Annotated in this window: 22 protein-coding genes; 9 read left to right on the top strand and 13 right to left on the bottom strand. The window is 36.4% G+C overall.

The genetic code is table 11. The features are described from left to right. Positions 1-281: 281 nt before the first annotated feature. The 6 genes from pdxK to MKY81_RS05550 all read left to right on the top strand — a co-directional run bounded on the left by pdxK (position 282) and on the right by MKY81_RS05550 (position 4,885). On the top strand, positions 282-1,097 hold the full coding sequence (pdxK, locus tag MKY81_RS05575; RefSeq protein ID WP_341117061.1) for a pyridoxine/pyridoxal/pyridoxamine kinase: 816 nt from the start codon (positions 282-284) through the stop codon (positions 1,095-1,097). A 133-nt stretch (positions 1,098-1,230) separates the two neighbouring features. Then, positions 1,231-1,578, top strand: a complete 348-nt coding sequence (locus tag MKY81_RS05570) for a YojF family protein (RefSeq protein WP_341117060.1) — start codon at positions 1,231-1,233, stop codon at positions 1,576-1,578. Positions 1,579-1,605: 27 nt separating this feature from the next. Next, positions 1,606-2,289 carry a bacillithiol biosynthesis deacetylase BshB2 gene (gene bshB2, locus MKY81_RS05565; protein WP_341117058.1) on the top strand — a complete coding sequence of 228 codons (684 nt, stop codon included), beginning with the start codon at positions 1,606-1,608 and terminating at the stop codon, positions 2,287-2,289. A 143-nt stretch (positions 2,290-2,432) separates the two neighbouring features. Beyond that, positions 2,433-3,155, top strand: coding sequence for an ABC transporter ATP-binding protein (locus MKY81_RS05560; RefSeq protein ID WP_341117056.1), 723 nt, complete (start codon positions 2,433-2,435; stop codon positions 3,153-3,155). Next, positions 3,152-4,201, top strand: a complete 1,050-nt coding sequence (locus tag MKY81_RS05555) for an ABC transporter permease (RefSeq protein WP_341117055.1) — start codon at positions 3,152-3,154, stop codon at positions 4,199-4,201. The genes MKY81_RS05560 and MKY81_RS05555 overlap by 4 nt, the downstream gene beginning before the upstream one ends. Before the next feature lie 30 nt (positions 4,202-4,231). Continuing rightward, positions 4,232-4,885 (top strand): TetR/AcrR family transcriptional regulator, encoded by a 654-nt coding sequence (locus MKY81_RS05550; RefSeq protein ID WP_108072115.1) that lies wholly within the window; start codon positions 4,232-4,234, stop codon positions 4,883-4,885. A 30-nt stretch (positions 4,886-4,915) separates the two neighbouring features. On the opposite strand, the gene MKY81_RS05545 is transcribed toward MKY81_RS05550, so the two are convergent. From MKY81_RS05545 to MKY81_RS05495, 11 genes are all read right to left on the bottom strand, one after another. Further along, a complete protein-coding gene (locus MKY81_RS05545) occupies positions 4,916-5,788 on the bottom strand; it encodes a Cof-type HAD-IIB family hydrolase (RefSeq protein ID WP_341117054.1) in 873 nt (290 codons plus the stop codon). 108 nt (positions 5,789-5,896) lie between these two features. Further along, positions 5,897-8,032 carry a DNA helicase RecQ gene (gene recQ / locus MKY81_RS05540; RefSeq protein ID WP_108072109.1) on the bottom strand — a complete coding sequence of 712 codons (2,136 nt, stop codon included), beginning with the start codon at positions 8,030-8,032 and terminating at the stop codon, positions 5,897-5,899. Positions 8,033-8,226: 194 nt separating this feature from the next. Beyond that, positions 8,227-9,501, bottom strand: a complete 1,275-nt coding sequence (locus MKY81_RS05535; RefSeq protein ID WP_341117051.1) for an ATP-binding protein — start codon at positions 9,499-9,501, stop codon at positions 8,227-8,229. 133 nt (positions 9,502-9,634) lie between these two features. Then, a complete protein-coding gene (locus MKY81_RS05530; protein WP_066230514.1) occupies positions 9,635-10,582 on the bottom strand; it encodes an L-threonine 3-dehydrogenase in 948 nt (315 codons plus the stop codon). Positions 10,583-10,620: 38 nt separating this feature from the next. Beyond that, on the bottom strand, positions 10,621-11,811 hold the full coding sequence (locus MKY81_RS05525; protein ID WP_327990745.1) for a glycine C-acetyltransferase: 1,191 nt from the start codon (positions 11,809-11,811) through the stop codon (positions 10,621-10,623). Positions 11,812-12,026: 215 nt separating this feature from the next. Beyond that, entirely contained in the window at positions 12,027-13,103 is a 1,077-nt protein-coding gene (locus MKY81_RS05520; protein ID WP_341117050.1) for a DUF871 domain-containing protein, read from the bottom strand. Between the two features lie 243 nt (positions 13,104-13,346). Continuing rightward, positions 13,347-14,720: a PTS transporter subunit EIIC gene (locus MKY81_RS05515; RefSeq protein WP_066230525.1), complete on the bottom strand. Its 1,374-nt coding sequence runs from the start codon at positions 14,718-14,720 to the stop codon at positions 13,347-13,349. Positions 14,721-14,742: 22 nt separating this feature from the next. Next, entirely contained in the window at positions 14,743-15,627 is an 885-nt protein-coding gene (murQ, locus tag MKY81_RS05510) for an N-acetylmuramic acid 6-phosphate etherase (protein WP_325949188.1), read from the bottom strand. Positions 15,628-15,792: 165 nt separating this feature from the next. Further along, the gene (locus MKY81_RS05505) at positions 15,793-16,641 is read right to left on the bottom strand and encodes a MurR/RpiR family transcriptional regulator (protein WP_084347573.1); all 849 of its coding nucleotides are present in this window, start codon (positions 16,639-16,641) and stop codon (positions 15,793-15,795) included. Then, entirely contained in the window at positions 16,638-17,804 is a 1,167-nt protein-coding gene (locus MKY81_RS05500) for a MalY/PatB family protein (protein ID WP_108072101.1), read from the bottom strand. The genes MKY81_RS05505 and MKY81_RS05500 overlap by 4 nt, the downstream gene beginning before the upstream one ends. Before the next feature lie 663 nt (positions 17,805-18,467). After that, positions 18,468-19,574, bottom strand: a complete 1,107-nt coding sequence (locus tag MKY81_RS05495; protein WP_108072099.1) for a PRK06851 family protein — start codon at positions 19,572-19,574, stop codon at positions 18,468-18,470. A 206-nt stretch (positions 19,575-19,780) separates the two neighbouring features. Here MKY81_RS05495 and MKY81_RS05490 point away from each other — a divergent pair, with 206 nt between their 5' ends. Then, positions 19,781-20,635, top strand: coding sequence for an alpha/beta fold hydrolase (locus MKY81_RS05490; protein WP_341117046.1), 855 nt, complete (start codon positions 19,781-19,783; stop codon positions 20,633-20,635). A 77-nt stretch (positions 20,636-20,712) separates the two neighbouring features. Here MKY81_RS05490 and MKY81_RS05485 read toward each other — a convergent pair whose 3' ends face one another. Both MKY81_RS05485 and MKY81_RS05480 read right to left on the bottom strand, forming a co-directional pair. Further along, entirely contained in the window at positions 20,713-21,138 is a 426-nt protein-coding gene (locus MKY81_RS05485) for a hypothetical protein (protein ID WP_108072096.1), read from the bottom strand. Positions 21,139-21,193: 55 nt separating this feature from the next. Continuing rightward, complete coding sequence (locus tag MKY81_RS05480) at positions 21,194-21,373, bottom strand: SE1832 family protein (protein ID WP_108072094.1); 180 nt, start codon at positions 21,371-21,373, stop codon at positions 21,194-21,196. 155 nt (positions 21,374-21,528) lie between these two features. Between MKY81_RS05480 and MKY81_RS05475 the strand changes: the two genes are divergently transcribed. After that, complete coding sequence (locus MKY81_RS05475; protein WP_108072093.1) at positions 21,529-22,179, top strand: LytTR family DNA-binding domain-containing protein; 651 nt, start codon at positions 21,529-21,531, stop codon at positions 22,177-22,179. Between the two features lie 164 nt (positions 22,180-22,343). Continuing rightward, positions 22,344-23,858 (top strand): acetyl-CoA hydrolase/transferase family protein, encoded by a 1,515-nt coding sequence (locus tag MKY81_RS05470; protein WP_341117042.1) that lies wholly within the window; start codon positions 22,344-22,346, stop codon positions 23,856-23,858. Position 23,859 lies beyond the last annotated feature (1 nt).

Here is a 23,859-nt window from a genome sequence, read left to right as displayed (position 1 = left end):
CCCACCATGGAAATTTATTAATTGCTACTTCAATAGTATATCCACTCATCCAAAAAGTAAAGAGTTTTCACAAAATTATATTTCTTTCAAACTTCCATGTATAGTCTTAGAGAATTTGTCCATAATAAATAAAGACGATGATCCCCCCTTTTAATAGCTTATCTACTCTGGTAGATAAGCTTTTTTATTTCTGAGTATGGAAATCTATTTACTATTGGTATATTCTAAAATAGAGATTTTTTGAATATTACTCACTTTCGCTGATAGAGGAGGATTTGTTTATGACTTTGAAGAAGACTTTAACCCTTGCTGGTTCAGATTCAAGTGGCGGTGCGGGAATTCAAGCTGATTTAAAAACATTCCAAGAACTTGGCGTTTATGGAATGACTGCGCTAACTTCCATCGTTGCAATGGATCCAAAAAATGATTGGCACCATAATGTGTTCCCTATTGATGTAAAAACGGTCGAACCACAATTAGAAACGATTCTATCTGTGAATATCGATGCGATGAAAACGGGGATGCTAGGCTCAGTTGATATTATTGAGTTAGCCGCTCGTAAAATAGACGAACATAAATTAGATAAAGTGGTTATTGACCCCGTTATGGTTTGTAAAGGTGAAGATGAAGTATTACAGCCAGAAAACACAGATGCAATGCGTGAGTTATTAGTCCCACGCGCTACAATTGTCACTCCAAATCTATTTGAAGCTGGGCAATTAGCAAAATCCGGGCCTATTAATACAATCGATGATATGAAGGCAGCCGCTGTGAAAATACATGATCTAGGTGCAAAAAATGTCGTTATTAAGGGCGGTAAACAGCTACATCATGAAAAAGCAGTCGATTTGTTCTATGACGGCAGCGATTTTACACTTTTAGAAAGTGAAAAATTTGATACTACTTTCAATCACGGTGCAGGCTGTACGTTTGCTGCAGCGATTACAGCTGAACTTGCAAAAGGAAGCTCAGTTAAAGAAGCTGTAGCTGTTGCGAAAAAATTTGTATCAGCAGCTATCGAGCATGGATTTAAGTTAAATCAATATGTCGGTCCGGTTATGCACGGAGCGTATACACGTTTTGTTACGAATAAATAATTCTCGGGAGTGGATTTCATCCGCTCCTTTTTTATTTTGTAACGCCAGTAAGCAATCTCTTCGCTTTCCACTACTATTTTTAGTAAAATAATCACATACTTTAGTTATCGTTTCAAAAAAAGGAGGGTTCTACGTGGAGCCTATACAAATCTCTGCTGTTCAGGAGAAAATTAATGAGTTTGCGAATAAAACCGTATATATACATTTGGAAACAACAAATGGTGCATATGCTTCCCATTTTAATGAAGGTTTCTTTTCAGCTGGAGCATACATACGGAATGCCCAAGTCAATTATGAACACGGGAAAATTATTGGGGATGGTCCGTTTCGAGTTGGCTTAAAACTAGCAATTGGTTGGATTTATGCTGAGGGTTTAACCCATTTTGAAGAAGATGACCTTGGCCGCTTGCTTCTTGCTGGCCATGGGTACGATGGAAAACTAGCAGTGGCACTTGAGATTAGTGAAACACCATTTGAATAATGTAGTGAAGAAAGGAGCGTTTTTTCAATGGAAACAGAACGTCAAGTTTTAGTAATTTTCCCTCACCCGGATGATGAAGCATTTGGGGTGTCAGGCACCATTGCAACTCACGTAAAAAACGGGACACCGGTAACTTATGCATGCCTAACTCTTGGAGAAATGGGGAGAAATTTAGGAAATCCACCATTTGCTACAAGAGAATCGCTGCCGAAGATTCGCAAAAAGGAGTTGCAAAAAGCGGCATCTGTGATGGGAATTCAAGATTTACGGATGATGGGTCTTCGTGATAAAACAGTAGAATTTGAAGATGATGAAAAATTAACTCAGATGGTTACCGGTTTGATTAACGAACTTGATCCATCGCTGATTATTACTTTCTATCCGGGATATTCCGTCCACCCTGACCATGAAGCAACAGGAAGAGCTGTTGTTCGTGCAGTTAGACGAATTCCTGAAGAAAAAAGACCGAAGCTTCATTGTGTGGCATTTTCAAATAATCACGAAGTAGAAATTGGACCTCCGGACGTAATCAATGATGTAAGTGCGGTTATCGATCAAAAAATTGGTGCGATGAAAGCACATATTTCGCAAACGGGCTGGATGATAGCCGATCGTGAAGAAAAATTAAAACAAAAAGATCCTGAAACCCTTGCTTGGTTACAAAACGAAAGATTTTGGAATTACCAATGGGAGAACGATCGGGTTAAATAAATGTGGAAGAGCTGTAATTTCAATTACGGCTCTTTATTTTTTTAAAAGGGGTGAGTATTCACTCACTTTGTGATTGACAAATACTCCATGGCGTTTTATTATAAAGTGAGTAATCACTCATTTTATTAGTAGGAGGTCGTAAGATGAATCATGCTATTCATATTCACAAAGTAACGAAGACCTTTGGTAAAAAGACTGTTTTAAAGGATATTGATTTATCGATAAGTGCAGGCCAAATCTATGGTCTTATCGGACCTTCAGGGTCTGGAAAAACAACATTAATCAAAATTATTGTCGGAATGGATACTCCTTCTAAAGGTGATGTTCAAGTATTAAATACACGAATACCTAATCTAAAGGCATTGCAAAATATTGGCTATATGGCTCAATCCGATGCTCTTTATCCAGAGCTAACTGGAGCAGAAAACATGGCTTTCTTCGCCTCCCTATTCAAATTGAAGAAGCCCGAACAAAAAGAAAGAATAGCTTATGCCGCGAATCTTGTCGATCTTAGCTCACATTTATCCAAGAAAGTAGGAACCTATTCTGGCGGTATGAAACGGAGGCTGTCACTAGCAATTGCTTTAATCCATGATCCACAAATATTAATTTTAGATGAACCAACTGTCGGGATCGATCCTGAACTGCGGTTATCAATATGGAATGAATTAATTCGCTTGAAGGAAGAAGGAAAAACTATTCTAGTCACTACACATGTCATGGATGAAGCAGAAAAGTGTGATTATCTCAGTATGGTGCGTGATGGAATGATTTTAACGAGTGGCTCCCCTTCAACATTAAAAGCACAATATAATGTAAGCAATTTAGAAGAGGTATTTTTAAAAGCTGGGGGTATGAACTCATGAGAATTGGTGCATTAATAAAAAGAATTTGCAGGCAAATGATAAGAGATAAACGGACACTTGCATTAATGATGATTGCCCCACTCATCATTTTAACCCTTATTCATTTTCTCTTTACGAGCGATTCCGATGATACTAGAATTGGTGTCATAAACGTAGACTCTTCCCTAGTTAAACAATTGAAAAACCAAGATATTCACGTCATAATATACGATACATTAAAGGATCCAAAAAAAGTTATTGTAAAAGATGAATTAGATGGAATCTTTCAGTTGAAAGACAATCAGCCTAGGCTTACATTAAAAAACGATGATCCTACTGTATCAAAAGCGTTACAAATGAAAATTCAACAAATATTTTTCGCACATGTATCACAAATGAATAGTCATAGTGTCTTAAAGGACTTCCCTAAGATTGAAACTTCTTATATATATGGTAATAAAGATACAACGTTTTTTGATGTGTTAAATCCGATACTAATTGGATTCTTTGTCTTTTTTTTCGTCTTTCTTATTTCAGGAATTGCTCTTTTAAGGGAACGGACGACTGGCACTCTTGAAAGACTTGTAGCAACCCCTATAAAAAGAAGCCAGATCGTTTTCGGCTATTTATTCGGTTATGGTATTTTTGCGGTTATTCAAACAATTATTGTCGTATTTTACGCAATTAAAGTGTTAGATATACAGTTAGTTGGTTCTATATGGAATGTGCTCCTTATTAATCTTTTATTAGCCTTGGTTGCGTTATCATTAGGGACTCTATTATCTGCATTTGCAAACACTGAATTTCAAATGATGCAATTTATTCCGATTATTGTTGTTCCTCAAGTTTTTTTTGCCGGAATTTTCCCGGTTGATGGAATGGCAAATTGGTTGCAAATTATCGCTAAATTTATGCCGATGTATTATGGTGGGGATGCATTGCGAGGCATTATGTATAAAGGATTAGGATTTCAAGATATTTATTTAGATCTACTTTTACTTTTCGGTTTTGCACTTTTCTTTATTGTTTTAAACGTGTTTGCTTTAAAGAAATATCGTAAAATATAATAGATGTCCATATAGATCGGAGAGAATGCAATGCCCAAACGAGATAATGTTCTTGACATACTTTTTGAAAACCAAGAGATGACCGAAAAGCAAAAAAAAATTCTTGAAGCTGCCGTAGAAATCTTTTCAGAAAAAGGTTATTCTGCTACTTCTACGAATGAAATCGCCAAAAAGGCAGGGGTCGCTGAAGGTACCATTTTCCGTCATTATAAAACGAAAAAAGATCTATTATTATCGATTATTGCCCCAACGATGGCAAAATTTATTGCTCCTTTTTTTATACGAGATTTTAACAAAGTTTTGTTATCCGAGTATCAAAGCTTTGAGGATTTTTTAAGGGCTGTGATCATCAACCGTATGGAGTTTGCAAAAAAAAATTTTCCTATGATTAAAATATTGTTTCAAGAAATACCTTTTCACCCTGAATTAAAAGAACAATTTAAGGAACATATTATCAATCATGTAATTAAACGGTTGAAACTAATTGTAGAAGAGTATCAAAAAAAAGGTGAAATTATAGATATGCCACCTCAAACGGTCATTCGGCTTACAGTATCATCTATTCTCGGTTTTGTTATTGGAAGATATTTAATGTTTCCCGAAGCAAAGTGGGATGATGAAGCAGAGATAGAAAGAACCATTCAATTCATTCTCCATGGACTTTCTACTCGCAGTAAAGAATAAAGGGCAGCGAAAATAATCGCTACCCTTCTTTTATTTTGCAGGTTGACCAGTCAATACTTGGTAAATAGCTTTTCCTACACCATCTTCATCATTCTTTACTGTGTGAGTAGGAATCACCTTTTTAATTTCATCTTCTGCATTACCCATTGCGACTGGATGCCCTACTATTTTCAACATGGAAAGATCATTAAAGTTGTCACCGATAGCCATCGTTTCCTTGAGTGTAATTCCTTTAGATTTTACAAAAGCTTCAAGGGCGATTCCCTTTTGTGCATCTATATGATTAATTTCAAGATTATTATGTCCCGATGAAGTAATCTTGATCTCTTTTAATGCTTTTAATGAAGCATTTGCCATTGTTAATTGTTCATGGTCTTTTGAAAAAACGATAATCTTATAAACGACACAGTCCGGATCGGAAAGAATTTCCCCGTAATCATTTACAGTTTGGATAAAGCCTTTTACAAATCTATCTTTAATAGTTGAACGAATCTCTTCTGCAGGTATTTCGGGATTAGCAGTATGAAAAATGTCAACAATTACACTAATACTTTTCTCATAGTCCTCAGTATATTTCCCTTTACTCGTATACACCTCGAGATAAATATCTAATTTGCTAAGCAAATTGATGATAGTTGCTGCATGTTCCCTGTCAATTCCCATTGTACCGACGATTTCACCTTGAATATTTCTTATTTCAGCTCCATTCGCTGCAATGATAGGACAGTTGATTCCTGAACTTTCCAAAACACCATTTGCTTCATCATATGAACGTCCTGTAGCGATGACAAATTCAATTCCTTGCTCCTTCGCGAAAAGAATCGCCTCACGATTTAACTCACTAATTTCCTGCCTTGAATTTAATAACGTACCGTCCATATCGGATGCGATGCATTTAATCATTAAAAACAACTTCCTTTCTACCGTACTTAACTTGATTACAATATTGTAACATTTGTCGTTCTTTAAGTACAAATAACGGAACTAATGGATGGGAATCCCATCCATTAGTTATACTTTCTGCTCTTTTCCCCTTTGTAGAAATGCTCTTATCATAAAAAAGCTAATTTCCTCCGGGAGTAACTGTTTAATAGGCGTCAATCTTTGTGAATCCACTTCATTTACTGCTTCCTTTATTAATTCTTCATACTGTGCGGGGATAAATTGATTCCAGTCAATTGAAATGCCATCTTCCGAACATTTGATTAAATGTCCTTCAATTGTTCGTACCGTCATATTTCGTTTAGCGGCAATTTCTTCGATGGTTAAGCCTTGTTGAAGGAAGGAGAAGGTTATATGATGGCTTTTCTCTTTATCATCCTTTGCTGTTTCGCTTCTAGCCATAATAAAATGATCATGCTTTTCTACAGCAATCCCATTTTCTTCACAATAAGATGTGATAACTGTGATAAATGCATCTCCGTATTGTTCTAGTTTCCGCTCCCCTACTCCTTTAATTTGTAATAATTCATTTTTCGAAGTTGGCAGCTTTGCACTCATTTCCTTCAAGGATTGATCGGAAAAAATAATATATGGTGGTACTTTTTCCGTATCCGCGATTTCTTTCCGTAACAGCCTTAATTGTTCAAACAGCTGATTATCTTCAATGAGTTGTTTCACTTTTACTCTTTCTTTTCTTAATACTGTACTTTCCCCACGCAAAACTTCAACCGCTTGATTAGTCAACATTAAGACGGGATATTGTCCATCTGTTGGGCGCAAGTACCCCTCGGCTGTTAAAAAATCGATTAGTTCATTCACTTCTTTTTGTGTTCGCTCTTTCATAATTCCGTACGTTGATAATTTATTAAATCCAAAGCTTTTAATCTTTTTATCTGATGAGCCTGTCAGTACTTTCGTAATAAATGTTTTTCCAAATCTTTCATTCATTCTTTTTATACATGACAACACCATTTGCGCTTCTTTAGTGACATCTACTTGAATTCGATCATCTGTACAATTCCCGCATTTTTGGCATACAGTCGCGTTTTCTTCACCGAAATACTCTAAAATATATTGTTGAAAACATGATTCCGTATGGCAATAACTTATCATTTTCCGAAGCTTACCATATTCGTTTTCTTTCCGCTCATCATCCATTTCAGATTGATCAATTAAAAACTTTTGGATGTGAACATCTTGGGGTGCAAACATTAAAATACATTCGCTTTCTACCCCATCTCGGCCCGCACGACCAGCTTCTTGATAATAAGATTCCATATTTCTAGGAATATGATAATGCAAGACATAGCGCACATTTGATTTATTAATCCCCATCCCAAATGCACTAGTTGCTACCATTACTTGGATATTATCATACAAAAATTGTTCTTGATTCTCGTTACGATCCTTTTCGGACATCCCAGCATGATATTTCCCTGCTTGAATTCCCCTTTTCTTTAATAAAAGATAAATTCGTTCTACCTCTTTTCTTGTTGCCGCATAAATAATCCCCGATTGGAGGTTATTTTTCTTAATGTATTCCTCCATAAACAAATCGCGGTCTTGGCCTTTTACGACTTTGAATATTAAATTTTCTCTTCCAAAGCCCGTAATAACGACATTTTGTAAAGGAATATCGAGTAAGGCGCAAATATCGTCCTTCACTTGAGGAGTGGCAGTTGCTGTTAAAGCTAAAATAACTGGTTTAGGCTGAATATATTGGATAAACTTTTTGATCAATAAATAACTTGGCCGAAAATCGTGCCCCCATTGTGATATACAATGTGCCTCATCAATAGCGATCATTGAAACTTCAATTTGGTTTAACATTTCTATGAAAGACGGAGCCTCTAGCCTTTCCGGCGCAATATACAAAAGTTTATAATCATTGGACATGATTCCTTGCAACCGTTCCTGCATTTCACTATTGCTTATGGAGCTATTAATAAACGTTGCAGGTATTCCCGCATTAATTAATGCATCCACTTGATCTTTCATTAATGAAATTAAAGGGGAAATAACAATTGTGACACCCGGAAGTATCATTGCGGGGACTTGATAACAAATAGATTTCCCTCCACCAGTCGGCATAATCGCTACAGTATCCTTACCTTCTAGTACTTGTTCGATAATTGTATTTTGCCCGCTGCGAAAGTCCTCATATCCGTAATAATCTTGGAGAATTTTCTTTGCTTGATTGAGCAATCTAGTAACCTCCTTTAATGTTATGTTGGGAATTTTTATGGAGTAGGCTCTGTTAAACAAGATTGTTGATTTCCGCTGCAGATACTTGCCTTCCGCCCAATCAACATGGTGTCAATATCAACAGTGAACTTTAACAAAGCCATGAAGTAAAAAAGGAAAACGGGGCAGAGGTAAGTGAATGCCCCGAAAAGTTATTAACCTAGTGGAAATGTCATTGTAACCTTTGTACCAACATTTTCAGTACTTTGAAAATCAATCGTTCCTCGATGTTCTTGTATAATTTTGTGGCTTATCGTAAGGCCTAAGCCCATTCCTTTTTCTTTTAAAGTAAAAAATGGCTCTCCTATTTTCTTTAACCTTTCAGGTGGGATTCCTACTCCTTGGTCAGATATAGAGATAAACGCCTTATTCCCAATAATTTCACTACTAATGGTTATAATGCCACCTTCCGGCATTGCATCCATTGAATTTTTGAAAAGATTAATAAATACCTGGATAAGACCATTTCTATCCCCTTCAATTTGACAATGCTCCGCACCTTTAAATTCTAGTTCTACCCCTCTTAATAAGGCCTCAGGTTCCATAATATTCATTACATAACGTAGAATATCTGTTAATGCCACTTGATTGTGCTTCCTTGATTGGGGTTTAGAAAGTGCAAGTAATTCGCTTGCAATTTGGTTAATGCGATCAATTTCGGAAATCATCACCTTGACATATTCATCTGTAACGTTTTGTGATTCATGCATTAACTGTGTTAAACCTTTTATACTTGTCAACGGATTTCGAATTTCGTGTGCAATCCCTGCAGCCAATTCGCCAACTACAGACAGCTTTTCTCTTTTTAGGAGCATAGATTCTGCCGTTTTTTGCTGTGAAATATCTCTTCCAATCGTTAATAATCCTTTTCGCTTGCCATTTGGATAAAAAAGAGGAATTTTTAACACATCAAAACTTTTAATATCTCCGGATGGAATCGCGAATGATTCTTCTACCCGCAAAAGCGTCCCCTTATTCCAAGCATTTTCATCAGAGGTATAGCAGGAGTTAAAATCATTTTTGAAAAATGGACTTAGTTCTCCAAGTTCCAAATCAGTTTTCCCATAATAATCGATATTTTCCAGTTGGTACAATTTCCTACCAAATTCATTTACCTTTATCCATTTACCTTGTCCATCTTTAAAACAAACAAAATCAGGCATAAAGTGAATTAGCGCAGACCATTGTTCCTCTTCTTCTTCTAGTTTACAAAACTCTTTATAAAAGAGTGAGATTCGATAAACGAAAAAGATTAGCATACCTATGGACAGGATTAGCAAAGCAATACTCAAAAGCTTATCCCAATCGAACATCATTACTAATAATGACAAGCTTAAAAAGGCAAATAACAATAGTATATATACAATCCAAAAACGATTTGATCTTAAATTTTTTATATTTGTCATGAAAGTCACTTGTTCCTTCATCATCTTTTATTACTATTTTATCATGAAGAGACCAGGAAATATATCCCGAAAGTTTTTTCACTGTTCTAATAATATCCCTCTTATTATAACAAAAAAATATAAAAGGCAATGGTTTTTCACCATCACCTCTATATTATTAATTAAGTTTTCGTTTTAATTTCTCAAGCATATCGATTGTCATTTTTTCTAGATTATATTCTGCTTTGAAACCCCATTCTTCTTTAGCAGCTGTTGCATCAATTGAATTTGGCCAACTATTTGCGATTGCCTGTCTTACGGGATCAACATTATAGCTTATTTCAAATTCCGGAATATGTTTTTTAATCTCAGCAGCAATTTCTTCAGGGGCAAAACTCATCGCTGTTATATTGAATGCATTGCGATGTTTTAATTTTGTTGAATCTGCTTCCATTAAATCGATGATCGCATTCAAGGCGTCCGGCATATACATCATATCCATATATGTTCCTTTATCAATATAGGAAGTAAACCGTTTATTTTTAACCGCTTCATAATAAATTTCTACAGCATAGTCCGTTGTTCCGCCACCAGGTTCTGCAACGTATGAGATTAAACCAGGAAAACGCACCCCACGTGTATCGACTCCAAACTTAGTAAAATAGTAATCACAAAGAAGCTCTCCGGACACTTTATTTACCCCATACATTGTCGTTGGGCGTTGAATCGTATCTTGCGGTGTGTTGTCCTTTGGAGTTGAAGGGCCGAATGCACCAATTGAACTCGGCGTGAAAAATTGACAGTTCAATTCTCTAGCCGTTTCCAATGCATTTACTAACCCACCCATATTCAAATTCCATGCGAGCAATGGCTTTTTCTCCGCTGTTGCCGATAATAATGCGGCTAAGTGAATAATCGTATCTACTTCATATTTTTTCGCTAAATTGTACATCTTCGTTGCATCTGTTACGTCTAATATTTCAAATGGACCAGCTTTCACGACTTCACTGCCATTATCTCGAATATCAGTGGCAATGACATGATCTGTCCCATAAATACTTCTCATTTTTGTTACTAACTCACTGCCAATTTGACCTAATGATCCAGTCACAAGAATCTTTTTCACTAGTATTCCTCCTGATTATGTCGCCATCTCTATGTTGTCTAAATTAAGCCCATTTCTTTTCCGACTTTTTCGTAGATTGAAATCGCTTGATCAAGCATTTCTTTCGTATGTGCAGCCGTAGGCATATTTCTTACACGACCAGTACCTTGTGGAACAGTTGGGAATACGATCGATTTAGCATAAACCCCCTCTTCATAAAGTCGTTTACTGAAGAGTTGTGTTGTCTTTTCTTCACCAATGATGCACGGTGTAATTGGTGTTTCACTTTCGCCAATATTAAACCCAAGTTGTTTCAAGCCGTTTTTCAAGTAGTTTCCATTTTCCCATAGGCGGTCATTTAATTCCGTACTACTCATTAAGATTTCGATGGCTTTCGTCGCGGCTACAGCATCAGCTGGAGTGACAGCCGTTGAAAACAAGAACGGACGGGAACGGACTTTTAACCAATCAATAAGATTTTTCTTCCCTGCAACATAACCTCCAACAACACCTATTGCTTTAGAAAGTGTACCTATTTGAAAATCGACTTTATCAGCAAGACCAAAGTGTTTAACAGTACCGGCACCTTTACCAGTTACACCAGATCCATGGGCATCATCTACATATGTGATAAGATCAAATTCCTCAGCAATTTCAATGATTCCCGGAAGGTTAGCAATATCTCCATCCATTGAAAAAACACCGTCAGTGATGACCATAATCTTATTGTATAATCCCGATTCTTTTGCTTCTTTTGCCTTTTTTCTTAAGTCATCCATATCTGAATGATTCACGCGAATAATTTTTGCCTTAGACAAACGACAGCCATCAATAATTGAAGCGTGGTTTAATTCATCCGAAAGGATTGCATCATTTTTATCCATAACCGCGGAAATAGCTGCCATATTACAGTTAAATCCGGATTGGTACGCAATTGCCGCTTCTGTTCCTTTAAACTTCGCTAATGTTTTTTCTAGTTGAATGTGGATATCTAATGTTCCGTTAATGGTACGAACCGCTCCAGCGCCGACACCCCATTCGTTTATTGCGTTAATGGCTACTTCCTTCAAGCGCTCGTCTGTCGCTAATCCTAAATAGTTGTTGGATGAAAGATTGATTAGTTCTTTCCCACCTATTTTTATTACTGGGCCATTCGCACTTTCAACTACATCGATTTCATTATATAAACCTTTACTTCTTAAATCCTCAAGGTTTTCATTTAAAAATTGATCTAATGCGTTACTGCTCATTTTCATCCCTCCAAGGTAAATGTAAGCGTTTAACAAACAACTGTCCACCCGGTGTGAACAAAATAAATTATTCATTCCTTTAATACCAATATTCTATCACATATATTATTTTTTGTTTATATGTAGTGGACATTTTAAACCATATTTTTCATTTTAGATATTGTTTCTTAAACGTGTAAAAAACTATCCCCTCACATGGGATAGTTTCCTTCTGACTAGATCCAACAAATTTTAAATTTTTTCCCGCCTTTTATATACTTCAAAAGCGGGATATCTTCTTCGATGACTCTGCCAATTACATTTACTTTCTCATCCGCATCTAAGCTCGTTTTTGTGATTTGAATTTCCCCTTGATAGCGTCCGTAATTTTTATTATCAACAGTAATTGAGCCAATGCTTCGCTTAATCGTATGAAACGGCTCAACGGGATTCGTTCCGATCAATCCATACTCCCTAGATTCCATTGATCGGATGCAATCCCTTGCTGAATCTAAGCGGTTGGTTTGTATCTTTTCGAAAACATTTAGCATTTCTTTATTTTCGGTATATGACTTCGCTCGAATAAGAAAATATCCATCACGATGAAGGGCAGAAAATTGTTCCAATACGAAATCGCTTAATTCAAAATCCCCTACTAAAATTTTATCAACTTTTTCCTTGAATTTTAAATCACAAAAGGCGACAAAAGGAGATAGTGCCCGATGATCCTCTAAGGTTGGCAAACCTTTGAAAAGTGGACCGCGGCGTTTTTTATCTCCGGGAATAAAGGCCATTACTTTCAGACCTTCTGATTTTAGCCATTGATTCTGCTCGTGGAACTCTTCACGCGCTAGACCAGTTTCCGGCCGTGGATAAAAATTGTGCCACGCTTCAACTGAAGAGGTATTTAATCCATAGGATTTTAAACGATTTAATGATTCTTCTGTAATCGTGCTTGCATTTAAAGCGATTTTCATTTTATTCGACTGTTGGGCAATGATGTTTTCTTCCACACCGTAGTCGATTCGTAAACCTGTCAATCCCCAAGTGAGCAATTGATCGGCTGTTTCCCATGTATATCCTAAATAATGAAGGGATTTCGGTGAAATGTCGGCGATTAACTCCATATTATTCTGTTTTGCAATCGCGCCCAGTTCGATAAGTCTTCCTTTAAAGAGGTCTGGATTGTCCTCTGGAATATGTAACGATGTGAAAATCGATTGAAATCCTTTATCTGAAAGCTTTTGAATATATTCACGTTGATTCTCGATTGGTTCAGATAAGTAAACTGAAATACCTAGCAAACGTACCACTCCTAGTTCATTAAGCTCTGTTAAACTTGGTTGTTGATTTCCGCTGCAGGTACTCGCTTTTTCGCGGTTCTGCGATGAGTCTCCTCATCGCTTCGCTCCCCGCGGTGTCTCATCTGTCCAGCTGTTCCCGCAGGAGTCTCGTACCTTCCGCTCCAATCAACACGGCGTCAATACCAGCATTGAATTTTAACAAAGCCTTTCATTAAATGATAAAAGGGAGGAAAAATCCCCCCCTTTTTTGTTTTAAATATCTTCAGCCATTTTTTCTTTAAACCCAAATAGATAGGTAAAGAGGAAACCAAATGCATAGGCAATGACAATACCAATTAAATATAATATATATTTATTATCATCAATTAACATCGTAAGGGAAAGCCCGGATACTCCGATACTTTTCGCTGCAACATGGAAAACTGCTTGAAATGCTCCACCAACCGCAGCACCTAAACACGCTGTGATGAATGGTCGACCAAGTGGAAGAGTAACCCCATACAAGAGTGGTTCACCAATTCCTAAGAATCCTGCCGGAAGTCCCCCTTTAATAATATTACGTAATCTTTTATTCTTTGTTTTTACGAAAATAGCAATTGCCGCACCAACTTGACCTGCACCCGCCATCGCTAATACTGGTAAAAGCGGTGTATTGCCAAATTGATTCATAAATTCTAAATGAATTGGTGTTAACCCTTGATGCAGCCCAACCATTACAAGCGGTAAGAAGAATCCCGCTAAAATCGCGCCTGCTACAACACCGCCGATATCTAAAATTGCTTTAATTCCACTTGTAATTCCATCTGTTAATACTCCTGCTACAGGCATAACAACAAATAATGATAAAATAGCGACAATTAAAACCGTAATAAGAGGAGTTAAAATAATATCAATAGAATTCGGAATAATTTTTCTAACCTGCTTCTCAATCACAACCATTAACCATGCGGCAAATATGACACCAAATAATCCGCCACGCCCAGGCATCAATGCATCACCAAAAATATGAATTTCTGCTAATCCCGGATTAAATAAGAACATCCCTGCAATGGCACCTAATACTGGTGTTCCGCCAAATTCCTTTGCTGTATTCCAACCGACTAAAACGGCAAGATAAGTAAAAATACAGCTACCTAATACTAATAGAATTTGCATGATTGTTGTTTTTTCATCAACACCTGCATTTTTGGCAAAATTGGCCGCTCCATTTATTAATCCTGAGGCAACTAATCCTGGAATAAGCGGAATAAAGATATTCCCTATTTTTCTTAAAAAGTTTTTCAAAGGTGTGTTGTTTTTCTTTTTAATATTTGCTTTCTTTAGTTGTGCTTTTTCTTCAAAGGATAAATCATCATCACCGGCAACTTCCCCGATTTTTAATCCTGTCATTGTACTTAACACATCAGAAACTTTATTTACTGTTCCGGGACCAACAACGATTTGCAATGTTTCATCGTCAATAACGCCCATAACCCCATCGACTTTTTTTAATGAAGCGATATTGACTTTGTCACTATCTTTTAGCTGAAGGCGAACACGCGTCATACAATGGGCAAGTTGTCTAATATTTTCTTTACCACCTACATGTTCGAGAATTCCTTCTGCGATGACTTGTTCTTTTTTCATGGTTTCTCCCCCTTACATGCGACTATAATGTTTTTCTAATATATCCATTTGCATTTTTAAGACTTTCTAAAGCCTTTTCATAAGAGCATTGTAATAAAATCATTACAATAGCTACTTTTACATTGTGATGTGACTCTTCAAAATAATCAGCCGCCGTATCATAGTCTACATCTGTCGCCTGCATAATAATGCGTTTAGAACGTTCGACAAGCTTTTTATTTGTTGATTGAACGTCAACCATTAAATTTTTATAAACCTTGCCAATTCCAATCATCGATGCAGTGGATATCATATTTAATATTAACTTTTGCGCTGTGCCCGCTTTTAAACGAGTTGAGCCGGTTAATACTTCAGGGCCTGTTTCAACTTCGATTTTGACTTTCGCGTATTTACTCATTTCAGCGTTTTTATTACAGCTGATGCTTACTGTTTTTGCACCGATTTTACTTGCGTATTTTAATGCACCAATGACATATGGTGTACGGCCACTTGCCGCGATCCCAATTACAGTATCTTTTTCCGAAAGCTTAATACTTGCTAAATCCTTCTCACCTTGGTTTTCATCATCTTCGGCACCTTCAACCGCCTCCGTAAACGCTTTCATTCCACCCGCAAGAAATCCTTGAACCATTTCAGGTGGAGAACCAAAAGTTGGCTTACATTCGACGGCATCCAAGATTCCAAGTCTACCACTTGTACCTGCACCAATATAAATTAATCGACCTCCTTCTTGAAAGGATTGGATAACATATTGAACGGCTTTTTCAATACTATGAAGTTCCATAGCAATGGCTTGAGGTACTGTTTGGTCTTCTCGATTCATCGTTTCTAGTATTTCCTGAATCGACATGACGTCCAAGTTCATCGTTGTCTCATTACGTTTTTCTGTCGTCAGTTTTTCAAGCATAATACCATCCTTTTAAATTTTATTTCTTACTTTTATTTTATATAACAGAAATTAAATGTCAATAAAATATATAAATTTAATGAATTAAAATTTCATTTGTCGAAAAATAATCTCCATTTCTTTTTATGTACAAAAAACTTGGCACAGTTGCCAAGTTTTCAATCCTTATCGTCGTAATCGAACCGCTTCATTTCTCGCCTCATGATATTGTTCCAACACATTTTCACCAATATTATTAAATACACTCAAATACAAAGTATCAATAATGTTTAATTGTGTCATACGGGATGAGATTGTTCCAATACGGACATCTCCCTCAACAATCGGTGTACAAAGGCGAATATCTGCTTCTTTATACAAGGGGGAGTTATCAATATTTGTGATCGATATTAAAGTTGCCCCTTTCTTTTTAGCAAATCTCGCCAGTTCAAGCACATCCTTTGTTTTCCCTGACATACTAATCGCAACGAACACATCGTCCTCAGTAAGATACGGAATTAGCGAGATCATAAAATGGAAATCTAAAGTCGTTATGGAATGGTAGCCTAGTTTTGAGAATTTATAATGTCCATCAAAAGCAGCTGTTGCCGATCCCCCTACTCCATAGAAAATAATTTTTTTTGCCTTTTTAATTAACTCAACTGCTTTTTCTAACTCACTTTTATCAAGTGAGGATAAGGTGGAGTCAATGGCCGCCTTATTTACATAGGTTACTTTATGGAATAAATCATAAGGTGAGTCTTTTTTTTGCAATATCGAAAAATCGGTAATATTGTTTTGTGATAAAGTTATGTTTTTTACTAGCTCCAACTTAAACGTTTTAAAACTACGAATTCCAATCGATTTACAAAATCGGACAACACTCGCTTCGCTTACACCGCTTTTCTTTGATAATTCCTTCGTTGTCATATTGGGGATAAGTTCTGGATTTTTTATAATATATTCGCCAATTTTCCGCTCTGCATCGGAAAGCTTACTTAACTCCTTTTCGATTCTAGTTAGTAATGAATTCAACCATTCGTCCTCCATCTCAAAACTGTTTCATGTATACGATGAACAGCTGTTTCTAGCCGCTCTCTCGGACAAGCTATATTCATGCGTAAAAAAGCATCCCCACTACTACCGAACTTATAGCCTTCATCGAATTTGATTTTCGCTTCTGTTAAAAAATACTGGAATAACTCTTCCCCTTGCATTCCCAATTTACTGCAATCTAACCAAATAAGGTGCGTAGCTTCTGGTCTGATAGGGACAATTTCAGGTATATTTGATTTAAAAAAGTTTAAAACATATTCAACATTCTCTTCTAAATATATTAGTAACTCCTCAAGCCAATATTCACTTGATTCATAAGCGGCAATCGTTGCCTCCACTCCAAATGCATTTGGCCGCATTAAACCATATTGAAAAAGTTTTTCGTTATATTTTTCTCGTAACTCCTTATTAGGTATCATAATAATCGATGTTTGCAAACCTGCTACATTAAATGTTTTACTAGGTGCCGCACACAAAATACTTCTTTGTTTAATTTCGGGATGAATGCTAAATAGAGGGTGATGTTGCTTGCCTTTATACACGAGGTCCCCATGCATCTCATCAGAAATAATCCATACATTGTGCCTTAAACAGATGTCAGCCACCTTTGCTAATTCATCTTCAGTCCAAGCTCGTCCAACCGGATTATGCGGACTGCATAAAATCAAGACTTTTGCTTTCGGATCGCTTGCCTTTGTTTCTAAATCTGCAAAATCCATTTCGTATGTACCATTTTTGTAAACCAGTGAATTATGAACGATCGTGCAATGATGGTTTTCAATACTGCTATAGAATGGATAATACACGGGCTCTTGAACAATAACTTGATCCCCGGGTTTTGTTAAAATTTGAAGTAAAAGATTAATTCCAGGAATAATCCCGGGACTAAAGGAAATCCATTCCTTATCAATATTCATATTGAATCTTCTCTTCCACCATCCAATAATTGAACGATAATAACGATCGCAAAAAGTCGTGTACCCATAAATACCATGCTCTGCCTTCTTCTTCATTGCCTCGATTATTTCCGGAGCAACTTGAAAGTCCATATCAGCAATACACATCGGAATAATTTCATCCGGCGCAGTTGACCATTTTACTGAATGTGTATGTGTACGTACAATACAATCATTCCAATTCATTCTAAAACCCTCCGTTATTAAACATCTTAATTACTACTTTAATATAATTGCTGCGAAATGGAAAACTAAAATAGGACTACCATCAAGTTAGTAGTTCCGATCACGTGGAGAAAAATTAAAACCGGAGCACAAATAACATAAGATTTCGTAGCATTTGAGCAACAATATAATTTGCACACAAAAGCTTGGGGTTTTTACCAAAGCTTTTGTGTGCTAATTAATGGAGAAGTTGTACAGGTTCATTAAACGCTAAATTGAGTTTGATAATAAGCGGAGAAAATCCTCTTAATTAAGAAATTGCACTGAAAATACCTTTAAATATCCGGAAAAATTCCGACTATTAACTCGAAAAACGTGAAAATGAGCAAATTTGCTTTGCTTAAGCGGAAAAACTCCGCTTAAATCTCACGAAACTAGCTCTATTCTGCTGTATAACCGTAAAATATCCGCTTATTTTGATTATCTTTAGGACATCATTTACCTACTTAAGTAAAAAACATAGTAATTAGCATGTTGACAAGTCAAGATATTTGTTAGGCTACTATTAATTAAAGTATATAAGAAAATAATAGACCAAATCATATGCGATTTAGTCCGCTAATTAGAGTGCTATTTGAAATCTTTATTCATAAATAAGGAACTACTTACCCATCAAGGATAACCCTAATCATATGAAAGTTTACTTTCTAAATGAATAATCTCATTATTTATCTCTTCATAAATTCGATCTATGATTGTAAAGTCCATTGCTTCAACATAGTATTTTTCCAGTTCGTCATGCAAGGTTTTTGCTTTTGCTAAATAAGCAGTACCTTCTTTCATCTTATCTTTATAGCGTTTATGCGCTTCATCAATTTCAATGCTATATTTTTCATCTGTTCCGGGTGTTACCGCCGCTAAGTAAAGATCGACAATTTCATCCCCATCCCGATCCGGAAAGTATTCATGTGGATCCGTACTATCAAAAATCGCAAAACTCAATTCTCTTACGACAACCATATCAATACTATTAGGATCGAATCCACAATGATAAATTTCCGTATCAAATCCTCTTTCTTCTGCGGCTGCGGCAATCTTTTTCAATAATGTAGACTTACCTGTACCTGCTCGCCCCTTTAAAAAATATCTTTTTTGTAAGCCGTCCGTAATATTTGGTATGAAATCAGCTGCACCTTCCGGGGTTGCTGCACCTAAAAAACGATGCCGAACATCCGCCTGTTTGGAGAGCTTTTCCTCTGGAAAAATTTGCTGAATCAATTCGTTTGTTAGCTGATTTGCTTTTGCAAAATCCATTTCTTTAAAATAGATTTCCTCTAATTGATCATGTTCCTCCAGCCCTTTTGCAAATGTGTCATATGCGAGCTGAAACGCATTGGAAACTTCATGATGAAGGGAAATAATTCTCTCTTTATGTTGTTGTAATTTTTCACTGTCCCACGCTCTACCTACATTCACATACTCCTCAATTGCACCCGGGGCGGTTGGTTCAATGATGTGGGGTGCAGTACCGTCAACGATTCCAAATTTTAATTTTGGGATAACCACACCATCTATAGAACCATTGTCTGATGAACAATGAATAATTTCTAAGTCATAACCTTTATGTCCCCATTCATCAGTCAGTCTCTTCATCATGCTCGACTTACCAGTTCCAGGTCCCCCTTTAAGGATAAATAAGCGTTCCAATCCCTTCAAATTCGAGTCGAAAAGATTATAGAATCCTCGGCCCGTATTTCCGCCCGCATAATAATTAAGTACCTTCCCTGCCATGTAAAACACTCCTCTTACAGTGGGATTTATCATTTACTCTACTCACTAGCCTATGCATTTCATCCTAATAGGTGAACACCTACTTCCTACTTGTACTTTTATTTTATAAATATTTAGGGAAAACAAAAATAAGAAACTTTTGAAGTCATGAAGTTCGTATTCTATACTTATGTAGTAATCGAGTTATAAAGAAGGAGTTCATTGAAGTGATTTTAAAACGTACGTTCATGCGAATGATGGTTGCACTCCTATTAATTATAGGATTGTCACTGTTATTGCTGCACCATACAAGTTCAAATAAAAATTCTCCCCCAAACGAGAATAGGATTCCAACCATTTTTGTCCATGGGTTTAAGGGGACTTCTAAATCATTTAACACGATGCTAAATCGGTTTGAAAATAATTACTTTTGGGGAAGAAAGACAATGGTTTGTCGGGTTAGTCATAATGGACATGTTTTTATTTCCGGAGGCATCCCCAAAAATCAAAAGCACCCTTTTATTCAAATTATTTTTGAAAATAATCGATCCACAATACAAAACACAACAGATGAATTAAAGGATGTAATGAAGGTTTTAAAACATAGATACGGGATTAATGATACGTATGCTGTTGGGCATTCCATGGGTGGCCTTGTTTTAACAAACTATATCGAACAGACCAGCAATAAAAAGCGTTATCCAATAATCAAAAAACTAATTACGATTGGAAGTCCATTCAAAGGGATTGAACGAAAATCCTATTATAAAAATCCAAATAATACGGGACCGGCAGTTAAAGATTTAAAACCTAATTCCGGCGCTTTACAAGCACTTGTTGAACATAAAGAATCATTTGATGCAAACATTAAAGTACTATCCATTGCAGGTGTCATTTTGGACTCCAAACATGGTGATGGGGTTGTTTCACAGCCAAGTGCATTAGGCATTCAAGACATCGTCCACTCAAACCAATTAAAGACAAAAATTGTAAATGATATTAATGCTACACATAGCGGACTTCACGAGCATCAAACAGTGGATCGATATATTGGGGAATTTTTGTGGAATATTAAAGATTGATTACATGTAAAAGGCTTGTAGAAAATGAACTTTTCTCTACAAGCCTTTTATTAAGCGGACATGGTGTCCATCAAGCTTTACTTCACACTTTCTTTTAATCTATTCATACTCTTTTGGATTCTATTTTCCGTTTCCACGTTTAAATCCTTCTCATACACATAAAAAACTAACACATTGTTTACCTCATAATATTTATAAGAAACTGTATTAGAATTCTCCGTTTTTTTACGGAAATCTTCCATTCCCTTCCTACGCTCTTTAGCCGAAGGATAGATATATATTAGCAATTTTTTGCCATCTAAAGCATATGAAGATGGTCTTGCTCCATTCAGCTTCATTCCAAGAAGATCATCATTACTTGATTTTGCTTCTTTGATTGTTAGTTGCTGTTCTTTCAAGGCAGACAAGACTTGATTTAATGTAATTGCGGAGGCATCTGAACTAGTTGATTTACAAGCGGCCAATAAAAAAATAATCAATACTAATAATGTTGATTTCTTCATTTTCCCCCTGCTTTCTCCTTTTAGGTGCTCCACCTTTTTAGATTAAATTATTATCTTAATCAAGCTTTGCTAACTGTTCATTTAATAATTTTAACTCTTTTTCTATCCCTTCTAGCTGGAGTTCCAGTGGGGATAAATTCCCTTTAACAAACTCAAGCTTTTCCAAGTCATGCTGAAGACGTACATAATCCGCCTTTAAGTCTTGAATTTTATATTCTATCTCTTTTCGATTCATGTTGGACACCTCATTTTTTTACTTTACTCTTATTTTAACGTACCATGCATTCATTGGGAATCTATTAGAACTTAAACATTTTTCCATACATTCAACTAAATAATCGTGTGTGATATACTTGAAGTGAAATGTAATATAGGAAGGTGAAATCTAGCATGGATCATCATACTGTTTCATCCATTATGGAAGTTATCCAAGAGTTTGTTCCAAAAGATACTTCAATTGCGATAGCTAACGATAAACAATATATTTATTATCAACCAAGCAAACAAATCGATTTAAAGATAAAACCAGGCGATCAAATCCGAGAAGGGACTGCTACCTTTAAAGCCTTAAAAGTTAAGCAAAAAATTTCCGATTATATTGATAAAAACATACTCGGTGTCTCGTATTTCGGTATGTCCGTTCCTATTGTAAAAGGGAATCAATTAAAAGGTTGTGTTACGGCTATTTTACCAAGAAAGCCAATCACATTCCCTACTTCCTTTCTAACCGTGAAGTCAAATGATCGATGGCTCCCATTGCCTTTTAATCAAATTATGTTTTTAGAAGCACAAAGTAGAAAAACCAACGTCCATTCTTCTTCATTAGTGGGAACACATAAATTTAACTTAACAGAACTAGAGTTCTTTTTACCTTCTGATCTATTTATTCGATGTCATCGTTCGTATATTATTAATATCAATTTTATTGCAGAAATTCATCCTGACTCACATTCCACTTTCTTACTAATTATGAAAGACGGGGCAAAAATTCCTGTAAGTCAAACATATGCGAGTCAATTTCGAAAAATATTATGCTTTTAACAACTTGCCGATGATGCAAGTTGTTTTTTTATTCAAGCAATAATGCTCCTTTATGTATAAAAAATACCTCTTTATTCCTAAATAAAGCCCTTTCATTCCAATTCTAGTGAAGAGTCATCCAATTATTGATAGAATATTTCAAAAAGAAACAAAGGGTGACGTTAATGGAAAACAATACAATGAAATATATTAGAGACCCTCGTTTAACGGACCGAGTTGTAACAGCGAAAGATGCTGCATCATGGATAAAGGACGGCATGACATTAGGATTAAGTGGATTCACACGAGCGGGAGATGCTAAGGCTGTACCTACTGCATTGATCGAACGGACAAAGAAGGAAAGTTTAAAGGTAAATGTTTATACAGGTGCTTCCTTAGGATCTGATATTGATAAATTAATGGCTGAAGCAGGAATGATTCATAAGCGTATGCCATTTCAAGCGGATCCTACAATGCGCAAAAAAATCAACCAAGGAGAAATGCTATTTGTCGATCAGCATTTGTCCCACATGGCGGAAGCAATTCGTGCGGATGTACTTTGCCCGATTGATTTCGCAATTGTGGAAGCGGTTGCAATCGACGAAAACGGCATGATTATTCCGACAACATCTGTCGGAAACTCTTCTATTTTTGTTGAAAAATCAAAACATGTAATTGTCGAAATTAACACTGCACAGCCAATCGAACTAGAAGGACTTCATGATATTTATGAGACTGGCATGCAAGGAAAGCGTGATCCCATACTACTTAAAAATGTACAAGATCGAATAGGTACAATAGGTATTCCGGTAGACAGTGAGAAAATTATTGGCATCGTGTTCACCCATCAATTGGATTCGGCTTCTACTATTGTGCCACCTGATGAAGAGACACAAATCATGGCCAATCATTTAATTGATTTCTTAAAAAGGGAAGTAAAGGCGGGGAGATTAACAAATCAGCTTGCACCATTACAGTCTGGAATAGGTTCTGTTGCAAACGCGGTATTACATGGACTTATAGATTCAGAGTTTACTGACTTGGAAGTATACTCCGAAGTTCTCCAAGATGCTGTCTTTGACTTAATTGATGCGGGGAAAGTACGATTTGCTTCTTGCTGCTCTATTACATTGTCCGATGAAAAAATGAAGCATGTATATGCCAATCTTGAAAAATATAAGGAACGTCTTATTCTCAGACCACAGGAAATATCGAACCATCCGGAAATTATCCGTCGTTTAGGATTGATTTCAATTAATACGGCATTAGAAGTGGATATTTATGGAAACGTAAACTCTACACATGTACGTGGAACACATATGATGAATGGCATTGGTGGCTCGGGGGATTTTGCAAGAAATGCACGCCTAGCTATATTTGTTACGAAATCAATTGCAAAAAATGGAGACATCTCCAGTATCGTCCCATTCGTATCACATGTAGATCATACCGAACATGATGTGGATGTTATCGTAACTGAACAAGGCTATGCCGATTTACGAGGCTTGGCACCTATTGAGCGTGCACCACTCATTATCCAAAATTGTGTTCATCCATCCTATCGTGAGCAGCTGCTTGAATACTTTGAAGAGGCACGACACAAAGGGGGACAAACACCACATGTATTGGAAAAGGCATTTTCCTGGCATATTAATTATGAAAAAAATGGAACGATGCGTCAGCATGTAAACCAAATATAAA

Origin of the sequence: Heyndrickxia sp. FSL W8-0423, from assembly GCF_038009395.1 — a bacterium.
Classification (GTDB): domain Bacteria; phylum Bacillota; class Bacilli; order Bacillales; family Bacillaceae_C; genus Heyndrickxia; species Heyndrickxia sporothermodurans.
This window is presented reverse-complemented; position numbering and strand designations above follow the sequence as displayed.